The 13,874-nt window shown below is 61.4% G+C and carries 10 protein-coding genes; 4 read left to right on the top strand and 6 right to left on the bottom strand.

Annotated features, from left to right (window positions below; genetic code table 11):
- The first annotated feature begins 42 nt into the window (after positions 1 to 42).
- On the top strand, positions 43 to 2,136 hold the full coding sequence (locus AC5SEM_RS22410; protein WP_495471301.1) for a mechanosensitive ion channel family protein: 2,094 nt from the start codon (positions 43 to 45) through the stop codon (positions 2,134 to 2,136).
- Positions 2,137 to 2,253: 117 nt separating this feature from the next.
- On the opposite strand, the gene AC5SEM_RS22405 is transcribed toward AC5SEM_RS22410, so the two are convergent.
- Complete coding sequence (locus AC5SEM_RS22405) at positions 2,254 to 6,540, bottom strand: DEAD/DEAH box helicase (protein WP_495471300.1); 4,287 nt, start codon at positions 6,538 to 6,540, stop codon at positions 2,254 to 2,256.
- Positions 6,541 to 6,848: 308 nt separating this feature from the next.
- Between AC5SEM_RS22405 and AC5SEM_RS22400 the strand changes: the two genes are divergently transcribed.
- Positions 6,849 to 7,733, top strand: a complete 885-nt coding sequence (locus AC5SEM_RS22400; RefSeq protein WP_495471299.1) for a sugar nucleotide-binding protein — start codon at positions 6,849 to 6,851, stop codon at positions 7,731 to 7,733.
- Positions 7,726 to 8,658, top strand: a complete 933-nt coding sequence (locus tag AC5SEM_RS22395) for an NAD-dependent epimerase/dehydratase family protein (protein ID WP_495471298.1) — start codon at positions 7,726 to 7,728, stop codon at positions 8,656 to 8,658. Before AC5SEM_RS22400 ends, AC5SEM_RS22395 begins: the two co-directional genes overlap by 8 nt.
- A 468-nt stretch (positions 8,659 to 9,126) precedes the next feature.
- Here AC5SEM_RS22395 and AC5SEM_RS22390 read toward each other — a convergent pair whose 3' ends face one another.
- From AC5SEM_RS22390 to AC5SEM_RS22370, 5 genes are all read right to left on the bottom strand, one after another.
- Positions 9,127 to 9,825 carry an OmpW/AlkL family protein gene (locus AC5SEM_RS22390; RefSeq protein ID WP_007910962.1) on the bottom strand — a complete coding sequence of 233 codons (699 nt, stop codon included), beginning with the start codon at positions 9,823 to 9,825 and terminating at the stop codon, positions 9,127 to 9,129.
- A 221-nt stretch (positions 9,826 to 10,046) separates the two neighbouring features.
- Positions 10,047 to 10,565 (bottom strand): DUF3299 domain-containing protein, encoded by a 519-nt coding sequence (locus tag AC5SEM_RS22385; RefSeq protein WP_116029893.1) that lies wholly within the window; start codon positions 10,563 to 10,565, stop codon positions 10,047 to 10,049.
- A gap of 11 nt (positions 10,566 to 10,576) precedes the next feature.
- Positions 10,577 to 11,842, bottom strand: a complete 1,266-nt coding sequence (locus AC5SEM_RS22380) for an ABC transporter permease (RefSeq protein WP_077574714.1) — start codon at positions 11,840 to 11,842, stop codon at positions 10,577 to 10,579.
- Between the two features lies 1 nt (position 11,843).
- Entirely contained in the window at positions 11,844 to 12,554 is a 711-nt protein-coding gene (locus AC5SEM_RS22375) for an ABC transporter ATP-binding protein (protein ID WP_016984101.1), read from the bottom strand.
- A gap of 138 nt (positions 12,555 to 12,692) precedes the next feature.
- Entirely contained in the window at positions 12,693 to 13,292 is a 600-nt protein-coding gene (locus AC5SEM_RS22370; RefSeq protein ID WP_495471297.1) for a DUF2796 domain-containing protein, read from the bottom strand.
- 135 nt (positions 13,293 to 13,427) lie between these two features.
- Here AC5SEM_RS22370 and AC5SEM_RS22365 point away from each other — a divergent pair, with 135 nt between their 5' ends.
- Positions 13,428 to 13,787 (top strand): hypothetical protein, encoded by a 360-nt coding sequence (locus AC5SEM_RS22365; RefSeq protein ID WP_077574711.1) that lies wholly within the window; start codon positions 13,428 to 13,430, stop codon positions 13,785 to 13,787.
- Positions 13,788 to 13,874: the final 87 nt, after the last annotated feature.

The following is a 13,874-nucleotide window of genomic DNA, read 5'->3' as shown; positions in this document are numbered from 1 at the left end:
CCGATCAGTTCCTTACAGGTTCAGCCAAGGGAGATCGGAGTTTTGGTCAAGTTCAGGATCGCCATTCTGCTGGGAGCACTGCTGTTTCTCGGCGCCAGTGAAATTGACGCCGCCGCATTGCCGGGCGTCCCGGCCACCACCGAAGAAGCGGCTAAACCCGAACCGATTGTGCAGGGCGGTCTGCTCGGTGCGATCAGTTCGAGCATCGACGACGTCCAGGACAAGCTCGATCTCAACGAACACCTGGTCGACGCCTGGCGCCTGCGCGCCGATCGCGCCGCCGATGAAGTCGACAAACTGGTCAATCAACCGTCGAATCGCTCGGGCTGGAGCGTTGCCGGGGACTTCCTCACGCTGTCGGGCGTCTGGCTCGGCAGTTTCGCGTTATTGACCGTGCTCGGTAGTCTATTGGCCAAGCGTCTGCGCGAGGGCCGCTGGTTGCGCACCCGCCAACGCAGCCAGGACCTGATTGGTTACTTGCTGCCGTATACCGTGCCGGCGCTGATCTGCCTACCGCTGACGTTATATGTCAGCCATTTTCTGCAAGCCTCCGTGGGACGCGCGCTGGCGCTGTGTCTGGCTTACGCCACCAGCAGCGGCATCTTTTCCACCTCGATGTTGTTGTGCGTGGTGGTGATGTTCAACGTCGGCCATAAACGTCCGGCGGCGCGGATCATTCGTGATTATTGCCCGCGTCCGCTGTTCCTGATCGGCTTCCTCGCGGCCCTCAGCGATGCGCTGACCAGCCCGCAGATCGCCCGACAACTGGGCGGTAACATCACCAGCAGTATCGCGGTGTTCACCGGCCTGATCGCCTCGATCATTTTTGGTTTGCTGGTGATTCGCCTGCGCCGCCCGGTGGCGCATCTGATCCGCAATCGTTCGCTCAGTCAGCGGCTGAAACAACCCTCGTTGCAGGAGTCGCTGCGGATTTTCTCGGGGCTGTGGTACTGGCCAATCGTGCTGATGGTGCTGGTCTCGGCGGTCAATCTGATCGGCATCGGCGAGGACAATCAGAAAGCCCTGCGCTGCGCGTTGTTCACCACGGTTTTGTTAATCGGCACGGTGTTCCTCAGCACGATCCTGCAGCATTTGTTCAAGTCGCGAAAAGCCGAAGCGATCCAGCGCAGCAGCGCCTACAAGGAACGGTTCCTCAGCCTCTTGCATGCCTTGTTGCGGATCGTCATCGCCATTGCCTTCATCGATATCCTCGGGCGGATCTGGGGTGTATCGCTGCTCGATTTCGCTCAGAGCAGCACGGTCGGCCGGGCGATCAGCAACGCGCTGAGCAGCATCGGACTGATCTTCCTGGTTACGTGGTTGCTGTGGGTGGTACTCGACACGGCGATTCAGGAAGCGCTGAAGCCGCCGCTCAGCAAACGCGCGGCGCGCCAGCCGAGCACGCGGGTGAAAACCATCCTGCCGCTGCTGCGCAACGCGATCAAAATCATCCTCGTGGTGATCTGCGCGATCACCACCATGGCCAATCTGGGGATCAACGTCGCGCCGCTGCTGGCCGGTGCCGGGGTGGTCGGTCTGGCCATCGGCTTCGGTTCGCAGCAACTGGTACAGGACGTGATCACCGGGCTGTTCATCATCATTGAAGACACGCTTTCGATTGGCGATTGGGTGGTGCTCGATTCGGGCCATGCCGGCACAGTCGAAGGGCTGACCATTCGCACCCTGCGTCTGCGCGACGGCAAGGGTTTTGTGCACTCGGTGCCGTTCGGCCAGATCAAAGCCGTGACCAACCAATCGCGGCAGTTTGCCTTTGCGTTTTTCTCGGTGCAGTTCACCTACGACACGGACGTGGACAAGGCCATCGAGCTGATTCGCGAAACCGGCGATTCGATCCGCGAAGACCCGTTCCTCAAGTACAACCTGCAAGGGCCGCTGGATGTGTTTGGCGTGGACAAGATGGATTTGAATGGCGTGGTGCTGACCGCGCAGTTCCGTACGGTCTCGGGTGGGCAGTATGCGGTGAGCCGGGCGTTCAATCAGCGTTTGAAGAAGCTTGTGGATAACAGCCCGGTGGTGCATTTCGCGCAGACTTATCCACAGCAGGTTTTGTTGCCGAAGCGGCAGCAGGAGGGGGCGGTGGTGGCGAGCGAGGTGCCGCAGGAATCGCGGACTTAACTTTCGGATTTTGAGGGGGGATTACCGACGCTATCGCGAGCAGGCTCACTCCTACATTTTGGAATGCGTTCCCCTGTAGGAGTGAGCCTGCTCGCGATAGCGCCAGAACAGTCAACCTCAATGCCGGATCAGCTTGCCGCGCACCTGCTCCATGCCGATCTGATCCAGCTCCAGCCAGAACTGCGGCTTGCCGGCAATCTCCGCCGCCGCCGGCAAGCCATCGCGATACACCAACCGATTACTCACCAACGCCGGCACTTTTACCCCCGGCAACAACGTCCCGGCCAGGTTCAGCGGATCCACTCCACACACCGCCACCAGACTGCCGTCATGCGGCCGACGGCGCACTTCGCGCAACAACGGAATCGCCTCGGGCAAGGCAAACTGTTCCCCCGCCAAACCACTGACAAACCGCCCGCCACGAATCTCGCCGCGCGCTTCCAGCCGATGAAACGTGCGCAGCAATTCGCGCCAACTCGGCAGCCAGTCCGCCTCGCGCTCCAGCAAGCGCCAGAACACCACGCCGTAACGCCGCAATAACGTCATGGCGACATGTTCCAGGGTTTCGCTGTTATCCACAGCCGCGCCTCGCCGCAGTAACGCCCAACGCCCGGCGTCATCCATGCCACCGACAAATGCCCCGCGCCCGCGACGACTGCTGCGCTGCTGGCGCTTGCTCGCCGGGGTGATCAGCGCGCGCAGGCCGGCGAAGCTGTCGGCGTTCACCAGTCCGGCGCCGACCAGTTCCTGCAAGGCGATTTCCAGCTCGGTGCGCAGCAGGTGCGCTTCATGAATCAGCTCATCGAAAAACAACGCGCCGTGCTGGCTCAGCGCTTCAAACACCTTTTGGGTTTTTGGTGACAGCTCGCTCACCGGTGTCTGTTCGGCCAACGCACTCCACAAACCGACCTGACTGCGCGGCAGCAATACAATCGGCGTGCTGCGCAAAGCCGTGCCGCTGACTTTTTGCCGGGCACTGAGGCGCGTCCACACCAGTTTGCCGTTGCGGCACAGCTCATCCAGCCAGCTCGGCGAATAGTCCTTGAGCCGCGCCGGAAGAATGTCGCTGTCCCATGCCGAAGCCGCCGCCGCGTAGCCTTCGAACTGGCCGACAATCGCCGGCAACACGGTGCTGCCCTGACCGCGAGTCGCGGGCGACAGATGCTGCCAATCGAACAGAAACCGCATGAAATCCTGTAACGCGACTGGCTCGATTTCCCGGCGCAGGCGCTTGACCGTGTAGCGATGAATGCGCGCGAGCAGATGCCGTTCACACCATTCCTCGACATTGAGCTTTGGCGTGAATTGACCACGCAGCACATAACCTTCGCGCTCCAGTTGGGCGAGCGCCTGATTGACCCGAGCGGCCGGCAACGCCAGTGGTTCGGCGATGGCAGGCAACGGTAACGGGCCGAACGCACCGAGCCGTGCGCGGATCACTTCGACCAGCGCTTCATCGAACGTCCACGCCTCATCGAATCCCGGCAACGCCTCCAGCTCGGGTTGCAGAGTCGCCTGTGGATAAAGCGCTTGCAGACACGTCAGGCGTTCGCGGGCCAGCCATAAACAATGCTCGGCATCGATCTGCAAACGGCAGGCGCGACCACTCTTGGCCAGATTTTCCAGCCATGCACGCCAGCCTTCGTTCGCTTGCACTTCGTCATCGCTGATGCACGCCAGGCTCATCAACGCCTCGTGCATTTCATCCACAGTGTTCGGTGTCGGCCAGGCTTCTTCACGTACGGCGGTAATCGCGTCGGCATCCAGCGCACCGAGATCATCGGTCGATTGCGGATCGCTCCAGCGCCGGTTGATCACCGCTTGGGTGCGACGTTCTTCCAGCGGTGCATCGTCGAGGAAGGTGTACGGCCGCGCACTGAGAATTTCAGCGGCGAGCGGCGAGGGCGCCGGCAGATCGCGGCTGATCAAACGCACCTCGCCACGCTCCATGCGCCGCAGCAGATTGAGCCAGCCTTCGCTGTCCATCGCCTCGTGCAGGCAATCGTCGAGGGTTTGTTCGATCAACGGGTGCTCGGGAATTTCGCGTTCACCGGCGAGGTTTTCCAGGCAAGCAATCTGGTCGGGAAACACGCTGGCAATCAAGTCTTCGCTTTTCATCCGCTGCAACTGCGGCGCGACTTTGCGTCCGCCGGTAAAACGCGGCAATGCCAGCGCCACCCCGGCATTCCAGCGCCAGCGCACGCCGAACAGCGGCGCATCGAGTACCGCTTGGATGAGGATGTGTTCAGCACTGTTACTGTGCAGGTAACGCCAGATGTCATCGAGTTCAAAGCTGTGGCTGGTGGACAGCGACAGGACGATCGCGTCTTCACTGGCGGCAGCCTGCAATTCGAAGTTGAAGGTGCGGCAGAATCGCTTGCGCAGGGCCAGACCCCAGGCGCGGTTGATGCGGCTGCCGAACGGCGAATGGATGATCAATTGCGTGCCGCCGGACTCGTCGAAAAAGCGCTCCATCAGCAGCGTGTCCTGCGAGGGCAGGGCGCCGAGGGTCTGACGGGCGCGGGCGAGGTATTCGACCAATTGTTCGGCGCTGGCGTGGTTGAGGCCGAGGGTCTGCGTCAGCCAGTCGAGCGCCGGTTGCAGATCGCCGGGGCTGGCGCCGAGCAGTTCGTCGAGCTGCGCTTGCAGACGTGCCACGGCGAACGACAATTCATCACTGCGTCCCGGCGCTTCGCCAAGCCAGAAGGGAATGGTCGGCGGCTGGCCGTGGGCATCCTCGACGCGGACCTTGCCGGTTTCCACGCGCAGGATGCGATAGGAGGTGTTGCCGAGCTGAAACACGTCGCCAGCAATGCTTTCCACCGCGAAGTCTTCGTTGACGCTGCCGATGTTCAGGCCTTGCGGCTCGAGCATCACGCTGTAGTCAGCATTGTCGGGGATGGTGCCGCCGCTGGTCACGGCGGTCAGCTGCGAGCCTCGGCGGCCACGCAAGGTGCGGCTGACGGCGTCGCGGTGCAGGTAGGCGCTGCGGATGCCCTGACGACCGTTGTAGCCTTCGGCGAGCATGCTCAGCAGGGCCTGATAGTGTCTTTCGTCGAGATCGCGGTAGGGCGAGGCTTGGCGGAACATCGCGAGCAAGGCGTCTTCTGCCCATTCCTGACAACTGACTTCGGCGATGATCTGCTGCGCCAAAACATCCAGCGGCGCGACCGGGATGTGCAGGGTATCGAGCTCGCCACGGCGCACGCAGTCGAGCAGGGCGGTGCATTCGATCAGATCGTCGCGGGTGGTGGCGAACAACCGACCCTTGGGCGTACCGCCGACCTGGTGACCGGAACGGCCAACCCTTTGCAGAAAACCGGCGATGGAACGCGGCGAGGCGATCTGACAGACCAGATCGACTTCACCGATGTCGATGCCCAGTTCCAGTGAGGCAGTGGCGATCAACACCTGCAACTCGCCGCGTTTGAGGCGTTGTTCGGCGTCGAGGCGAAACTCCTTGGCCAGACTGCCGTGATGTGCGGCAACGGCTTGTTTACCGAGGCGTTCGCTGAGGTGTCGGCTCAGGCGCTCGGCGAGGCGCCGCGTGTTGACGAAAATCAGCGTGGTGCGGTGCTCGCGAGCGAGTTCGGCGAGGCGGTCGTATACCAATTCCCAGACATCGTTGGCCATGACGGCCGACAACGGCACGGGCGGCACCTCGATGCCCAGATCCCGTGGCCGGGCGTGGCCGATGTCGATGATTTCGCAGCGGCGGTCATCGCCGACGAGGAATTGCGCCACGGCTTCGACCGGTTTCTGCGTGGCGGACAGGCCGATACGGGTCAGCGGTTCGGCGCACAGTGCTTGCAGGCGTTCAAGGCTCAGGGCCAGATGGCTGCCACGCTTGCCGGCGGCCATGGCGTGGATTTCATCGATGATCACCGTGCGCGTGGTGCCGAGCATTTTGCGCCCCGATTCCGAGCCGAGCAGGACGTAAAGCGATTCCGGCGTGGTCACCAGAATGTGCGGCGCCGATTTTCGCATGGCCGCGCGTTCTTTCTGCGGGGTGTCACCGGTGCGCACGGCGGTGGTGATGTGTACTTCCGGCAGGTTCATCTGCCGCAGTTGTTCGATGATCCCAGCGAGCGGGTTTTGCAGGTTGATGCGGATGTCGTTCGACAGTGCTTTTAGCGGTGAAACATAAACGACGAGCGTTTTATCGGGCAAACCTTCGGGGTTTTCCAGGCCACGGTGAACCAGATCATCGAGTACGGCGAGAAAGGCTGTGAGGGTTTTGCCCGAGCCGGTGGGCGCAGCGATCAGCGTCGAACGGCGCTGGCGGATCAACGGCCATGCGCGGGCCTGGGCGGCGGTGACCGTCGGGAAGGTTTTGCTGAACCAGGCGCTGACGGCGGGGTGAAAGCCTGCCAGGGCCGCGTCCGTTGGGATGGGCAGATTCATGGCTTAAGTTATGCGGGCGCTGGGGGGAAGATGCAAGTACCGCCGGGATCTTCAGCGTCTTGGAGGGCCTCTTCGCGAGCAGGCTCGCTCCCACAGTGGATTTATGTGCACCGCAAAATCCCCTGTGGGAGCGAGCCTGCTCGCGAAGGGGCCGGTCGGGACAGCACAAATCCCGGCGATCTACACTTTACGGATGACGGTTGCGCACTAAACCCGCAAAATGCAACGATTCCGGTAATTATCGACGACGGTTCCACGAGATCCGTCGCTAAAGCCATCGTTCCAATCAGACTGGGCCTGCTGACTCTATGCGAATGCGCCTTATGTTACTGGGCGGCGGAAATGCCCTTGGGCAGGCGCTGATTCGCCTCGGTGCGGAGGAAGACATCGGTTTCCTCGCCCCCCGCCCGCCCGAAGACGGCTGGGATGCCGCGAGCCTGACGCAACTGCTCGACGACACCCGTCCCGATGCGTTGATCAACCTCGCCTACTATTTCGACTGGTTCCAGGCCGAAACCGTCAGCGAAGGCCGCATGGCCGGGCAGGAACGCGCCATCGAACGTCTGGCCGAACTGTGCCAGCACCACAACATCGTCCTCGTGCAGCCCTCCAGTTATCGGGTGTTCGATGGTTCGCGCGCCACGGCGTACAGCGAAAAAGACGAGCCGGTGCCACTGGGCCTGCGCGGTCAAGCATTGTGGCGTATCGAACAAAGCGTTCGCGCCACCTGCCCGCAACACGTTTTGCTACGATTTGGCTGGTTGCTCGATGACAGCCCCGATGGCACCCTCGGACGCTTTCTTGCTCGTGCCGAACAACCGGACGAATTGCTCTTGGCCGACGACCGCCGTGGCAATCCGACGCCAGTCGACGATGCCGCGCGCGTGATCATTTCGGTGCTCAAACAACTCGATTGCGCCGCGCCACTGTGGGGCACTTACCACTACGCCGGCCACGAAGCGACCACACCGCTGGCGCTGGGCCAGGCGATTCTGACCGAAGCGCGCAGCCTGCACGCCCTGGCCATCGAAGCGCCGACCGCCCAGGCTCACGCCGCGCGGCCGGACGCTGCCGAAGAGCCGCAACACGCGGTGCTGGCCTGCAAGAAAATTCTGCACACTTTCGGGATCAAACCGCGCGCCTGGCGTGCCGCACTCCCGGGCTTACTGGATAGGTTCTACCGTCATGGCTGAAGGGACTGTTTTAATCACCGGCGGAGCCGGCTTCATTGGCTCCCACCTGACCGACGCTTTGCTCGCCAAGGGGCATTCGGTGCGCATCCTCGACGATTTGTCGACGGGCAAGCGCAGCAACCTGCCGCTGGACAATCCGAAGGTTGAACTGATTGTTGGTGATGTCGCCGATGCGGCGCTGGTGGCCAAGGCCATGCAAGGCTGCAGCGCGGTCGCGCACTTGGCGGCCGTGGCTTCGGTGCAGGCGTCGGTGGATGATCCGGTGAAAACTCACCAGAGCAATTTCATCGGCACGCTGAATGTCTGCGAAGCCATGCGTCTGGCCGGCGTCAAACGTGTGCTGTATGCGTCCAGTGCGGCGGTGTACGGCAACAACGGTGAGGGCGAGTCGATAGATGAAGACACACCCAAAGCCCCGCTGACGCCTTACGCCTCGGACAAACTGGCGGGCGAACATTATTTCGATTTCTATCGCCGCCAGCATGGCCTGGAGCCGGTGATTTTCCGCTTCTTCAACATCTTCGGCCCGCGCCAGGATCCGTCCTCGCCGTACTCCGGGGTGATCAGCATCTTCAGCGAACGCGCGCAGAAAGGTCTGCCGATTACGGTGTTCGGTGATGGTGAGCAGACGCGTGATTTCCTGTACGTCGAAGATCTGGTCGATCTGCTGGTGCAGGGCATCGAAAAGCCTGAGGTGGACGTCGGCCCGGTGAACGTTGGCTGGAATCAGGCGATGAGCCTCAAGCAGATGCTTGAAGCACTGCAAGCGGTGGTCGGTGAGTTGCCGCCCGTCAGCTACGGCCCGGCGCGCTCCGGTGACATCCGGCATTCGCGGGCGAACAATGCTCGTTTGCTGGAGCGCTTCAAACTGCCGCAGCAGACGCCGATGAGTGTGGGGTTGGCGCGGTTGTTGGGGCGTTCCTGAAAAGAGCCCTCACCCTAACCCTCTCCCAGAGGGAGAGGGGACTGACCGAGGTGTTCTTTCGGGTTACGCCGACGTGAAATACCGAGTCGAACTCAGGTTTTGAAAGTCACCCAAATCGGCTCCCTCTCCCGGGGGGGATTGGGGACTGACCGAGGTGTTCTTTCGGGTTACGCCGGCGTGAGATACCGAGTCGAACTCAGGTTTTGAAGAACACACAAATCGGCTCCCTTTCCCCCTCTCCCTGAGGGAGAGGGCTGGGGTGAGGGGGGAGATCCAACTCACGCCACAGGTTTCCAGCGGACATGAAAAAGGCGCCCTTTGACAGGCGCCTTTTTCACGGCCGGAATATGTCGCTACTCCTGTGGCAAGGGGATGTTATCCCCGATCAACTGCGTTCGGTCGCCGTCAGTTCTATGCCTGCTCGCCACCAAGCCTCATTCACCACCACGTGAACGTTCGAAACTCGACTTAGAACTTATAGCCCAAGCCAACCATGTAGATGAACGGATCCACATCGACGTTGACCCGTGCGCGAGTGCCCGGTGCAACCGCGTTGTTCTCGACGGTGGCGCGGGTGTCGATATCGATGTAACGCACTTGGGCGTTGAGCATGATGTTGTCGGTCAGCATGTAGTCTGCGCCGACCTGCCAGGCCAGACCCCAGGAGTTTTTCGCCTTGAAGTTGCTGAAACCGTTGGCGCTGGCTTCGCTGCCGACGTGTTCGTCATAGATCCAGGTGTAGTTGATGCCACCACCGACATACGGCTGGAACGGCGACTTCGAGTCCAGCGGGTAGTAGACGACGCTGAGGGTTGGCGGCAGGTGTTTCAGGGTGCCGAGCTTGCCATTGGCCGCTGGCAGGGCAGTGCCTTTGAGCTTGACGTCATGCTCGAACGGCGTCGCCGCGAGCAGTTCGAGGCCGACGTGATCGGTGAGCATGTAAGCGAAGTTGAGACCCAGTTGGGTGTCGCTGCTCATGGTCGCCTTGCCGCCCAGATTGGTGCCGCTCAACGGCCCCTGATCAACCTTGACGCTGGAACTGTCGGCCTTCGGGTTGACGGTGATCGCACCGGCGCGGATGAGGATGTCACCGGCTTCGTGGGCGTGGGCGAGCGGGGCTGCGAGCGCGAGGGCAAACAGCGAAGCGCTGAGCAAGGACTTGTTCATGGGGGCTCCGAAAGGACGTTAAAAGTTTCTGATGTCCTATGGTACGAAACCAACTGATACGGTCTTTTGACTCAGCTCAATGAAACAGTGAAGGGGTAGATTTCTGTGGAACCTTGAGGGCCTCTTCGCGAGCAGGCTCGCTCCCACCCTGGAATGTGATCACCTGTGGGAGCGAGCCTGCTCGCGAAGACGATGGATCAATCAACACAAAACCGCCGGATTCACTCCGGCAGCTCATACACATAAATCTTGTCCGCATCCATCTGATACCCGGCATCCGCCAGTTCACTGCTCGACGCCTTGACTTGCAACGGTCCCTCGACCCAGTAAGGCTGATACAGCTCATCAAGCTTCACGCCCAACTCGCTTTTCACATGCACAATCTGGTTCGACGGCGGTGGCGGCACGTGGATGCAGGCGCCGAAATACGGCACCAGCAAAAAGTCCGTGGTGCGTCCTTCTTCATTGACTTCCAGCGGCACGATATAACCCGGCAAACGAATGTTCTGACCGTCGAGTGATTGCACCACCGGCGCGTTCGGCAGGTCCTGCTTCGCCGCTGGCGCCGACTCGGCAGACAGCGCATCACTCATCTTCGACATGTCGTGCAGCGGGGTCATGTTCGGCACTTCCGGCGCGGCGTCCGGCGGGATCATTTCCGACCACGTCAGGTCTTTCGGCGCCGCTGCCCACACGGGCAGGGCGACCAGCAATAGCAGCGCAAGTAAGGCGCGGGGCATGGTGAACATCCTCATAAACGGATCGACAGGCCATCGGCCAGGGATTGGCGATAAGCGCGCCAGGCCGGCACGCTGCCCATCAGCAGCGCGGCGGCCAGAATGCCACCGAGCAGCGTCCATTCATACTCGCTCGGCCACGCCAGCGGCAGATACAAACCGTAATTGGCCTGTACGTAGCCCTGCGCTGCAGCGATGCCGATGTACAAAAGTGCTACCCCGGCAATCACCCCGGTCAGCGCCAGTGCAAACGCCTCGAGCACCAACAGGCTCGCGATATGCCACGGTCGCGCCCCGACTGAGCGCAGAATCGCCATCTCGCGGCGCCGCTCGTTGAGGCTGGTGAGAATCGCCGTGAGCATGCCGATCAACCCGGTTAGCACCACGAACAACGAGACCACGAACAGCGCTTTTTCCGCAGTGCTCATCAGGCTCCACAATTCTTGCAACGCTACGCCCGGCAGAATCGCCAGCATCGGTTCGCCACGGAATTCATTGATTTCGCGTTGCAGCGCAAACGTGGAAATCTTGCTGTTTAGACCGAGCATGAATGCAGTGATCGCTTGCGGCGTCAGGTCCATGTTGCGCGCCTGATCGGCGCTGATCCGGCCATTTCCGCGTGCCGGCACACCGTTGTGCCAGTCGATGTGAATCGCCTCCATACCACCGAGGCTGATGTGCAACGTGCGATCGACCGGGGTGCCGGTGCGCTTGAGAATACCGACCACGGTGAACGGTTTGTCGTCGTGCTTGACCAGACTGATCGCCGCCACGCCGTGGGCCAGCACCAGTTTGTCACCGAGTTTGTAATGTAGCGCATCGGCCACTTCGGCGCCGAGCACCACTTCAAACGGATCGCTGGCAAACGCACGGCCGTCAGCCAGTGCCAGGTGTTGCTGGCGACCGTACTGGTAATGCTCGAAATAGGCTTCGGTGGTGCCCATCACCCGGTAGCCGCGATGGGAGTCGCCGAGGGACATCGGGATCGCCCACTTCACTTTCGGGTTGCTGGCGAAGTGTTCGAAGCTGTCCCAGCGAATGTTGTTGGTGGCGTTGCCGATGCGAAATACCGAGTACAGCAGCAGGTTCACCGAACCGGAGCGTGCGCCGACGATCAGGTCGGTGCCGCTGATGGTGCTGGCGAAACTGGCTTTGGCTTCGGTGCGCACCCGCTCAACGGCGAGCAACAGGCACACCGAGAGGGCGATGGCAAAAGCCGTGAGCAAAGCGGTGAAGCGGCGGTTGGCCAGGCTGGCCATGGCCAGACGAAACAGATACATCTCAGACCTCGGCAGACGTGGCGGCGCGATTGAGTTCGGCCAGGGACAGGTGACGGTCGAACAGCGGCGCCAGGCTCTGGTCGTGGCTGACGAACAGCAGACTTGATCCGGCCTCGCGGCATTCGGCGAACAGCAGGCGGATGAAGTTTTCCCGGGCGTCGTAATCCAGTGCCGAGGTCGGTTCGTCAGCGATCACCAGCTCAGGCTGACCGATCAACGCACGCGCAGCAGCGACGCGCTGTTGTTGGCCGATCGACAGCGAATCGGCGCGACGGCTGAGGATGCTTTCGTCTTTCAAACCCAAGTGGGCGAGGAGGGTGGCGGCGGCTTGATCAACGCTGCCATGACGCTGTTTCGCCCGTTGCGCACGCAGCTTGGAAAAGTGGCAAGGCAGCTCGACGTTCTCGCGCACCGAGAGAAACGGCAGCAGGTTGAACTGCTGGAAGATGTAGCCGGTGTGATCGACGCGAAAAGTATCGCGAGCGCCAGCGGAGAGTTCGGTGAGTTCCTGACCGAGCAGGCGAATGCTGCCTCGACCGGGTTTCTGCACGCCGCCGAGCAGGCCGAGCAGGGTGGTCTTGCCGCTGCCGCTGGGGCCTTTGAGGAACAGGGTTTCGCCGGCTTCCAGACGAAATGCCGGGATGTCCAGCAACGGCGGGTGACCGGGCCAGTTGAAGCCCAGGTCGGACAGTTCGATGAGTGCTTGGGTCATGTGAAACCGGATATGGAGTTTAGTGGCCCCTTTGTAGGAGTGAGCCTGCTCGCGATAGCGGTGTACCAGTCAGCACTGAATCAACTGACAGTCTGCTATCGCGAGCAGGCTCACTCCTACAAGGGATCTTCACAGATTTCAGAATTTCAGCGAGGCAGCCTTGGCCGTCACTTCGGTACCTTGCTGGCCGCTGGCGCTGATCAGTTGTACCTGAATTTTCTGCGTCGCCGGGAAGGTATTGAAGACGTTGGCCAGATCAAGGGTTTTCAGGGCGCCCGGTGTGGCGCAGTTGAATTGGTAATGCGCGTGGATTTCGCTGTGGTCGTGGTGATGCTCGTGACCGTCCTTGTCCGCTTCATCGGCGTCATGGTCATCGGCATCCGGCTTGTCGCCGAACAGCGGACTTTCCAGTTCCTGACTGACCACTTTGCAACCGGCAGCGGCGGGCAGGCTGAACAGGGCCAAGGGTTTTTCCAGTTGCGCACGCGCGGCGGCAACTTTGGCCTTGTCGGCATCGCTGGTGGCGATGTGTTCGAAACCCACAAGGTTCATCGCCGGGCTTTCCAGCTCCAGCTCCAGGGTCTGGCCGTCGAGCGCAGCGTTCAGGCGACCCACGCCATGTTCATGTGCACCGAGGCTGCCGTGTTCATGGTCGTGATCGTGGTCATGCTCATCAGCCGCGTGGGCGACAGCCAGCGGCAACAGGGCAAACGGCAAAGCGAGCAGCAGACGACGCATGGCGGTCTCCGGGAAGTAAAGTGAAGAGTTTGTTATGTAATCTTATAACGAAAGTGCGCAGAGTTTGCCCGTGCGCTTGGCGTTGCACAAGTCCCGTGGGAGCATGCAGGTCAGAAAAGTGCAGGAGCGAACTCAATGTTGCGGATACGCGGAACCGTCGGCGATGTGCCGGTGGATTTGACGGTGGAACTGGATGACGGCGATTGGGCGAAGCTCGGTTCAGCGCTGAATGGGCAGGCGCCGGTCGCTCAATCTGAGGCGGTCGCATCAGCCCCGGCGGCGAAACCGCTGAATCAGGACGATGCCTTGTGGCAGTTGGCCAAGGACCTGTTGCGCAAGGCCGGGCAGCTCAGCGGTCCGGACCTGCTTGATCAACTGGAAGGGCTGACCGGCAGCGCGGTGGCAGGCAAGCGCTTGCTGGTGCGCCTGCGCCACAGTTCCGACGTGAAAGTGGTGAGCGGCGGGGATACGCCGCTCTACAGCTGGATCGAGTGAACCGCAAAAGATCGCAGCCTGCGGCAGCTCCTGCAAGGGTGTACACGATCCCAATGTAGGAGCTGCCGCAGGCTGCGATCTTTTGAT

The organism is Pseudomonas sp. CH61 (genome assembly GCF_059429415.1).
This window is presented reverse-complemented; position numbering and strand designations above follow the sequence as displayed.

Coding starts and splice junctions, on each gene's coding strand:
- AC5SEM_RS22405 (WP_495471300.1), bottom strand. CDS start 6,540: ATGAATCTGCCCATCCCAACGGACGCGGCCCTGGCAGGCTTTCACCCC.
- AC5SEM_RS22400 (WP_495471299.1), top strand. CDS start 6,849: ATGCGAATGCGCCTTATGTTACTGGGCGGCGGAAATGCCCTTGGGCAG.
- AC5SEM_RS22395 (WP_495471298.1), top strand. CDS start 7,726: ATGGCTGAAGGGACTGTTTTAATCACCGGCGGAGCCGGCTTCATTGGC.
- AC5SEM_RS22390 (WP_007910962.1), bottom strand. CDS start 9,825: ATGAACAAGTCCTTGCTCAGCGCTTCGCTGTTTGCCCTCGCGCTCGCA.
- AC5SEM_RS22385 (WP_116029893.1), bottom strand. CDS start 10,565: ATGCCCCGCGCCTTACTTGCGCTGCTATTGCTGGTCGCCCTGCCCGTG.
- AC5SEM_RS22380 (WP_077574714.1), bottom strand. CDS start 11,842: ATGTATCTGTTTCGTCTGGCCATGGCCAGCCTGGCCAACCGCCGCTTC.
- AC5SEM_RS22375 (WP_016984101.1), bottom strand. CDS start 12,554: ATGACCCAAGCACTCATCGAACTGTCCGACCTGGGCTTCAACTGGCCC.
- AC5SEM_RS22370 (WP_495471297.1), bottom strand. CDS start 13,292: ATGCGTCGTCTGCTGCTCGCTTTGCCGTTTGCCCTGTTGCCGCTGGCT.
- AC5SEM_RS22365 (WP_077574711.1), top strand. CDS start 13,428: ATGTTGCGGATACGCGGAACCGTCGGCGATGTGCCGGTGGATTTGACG.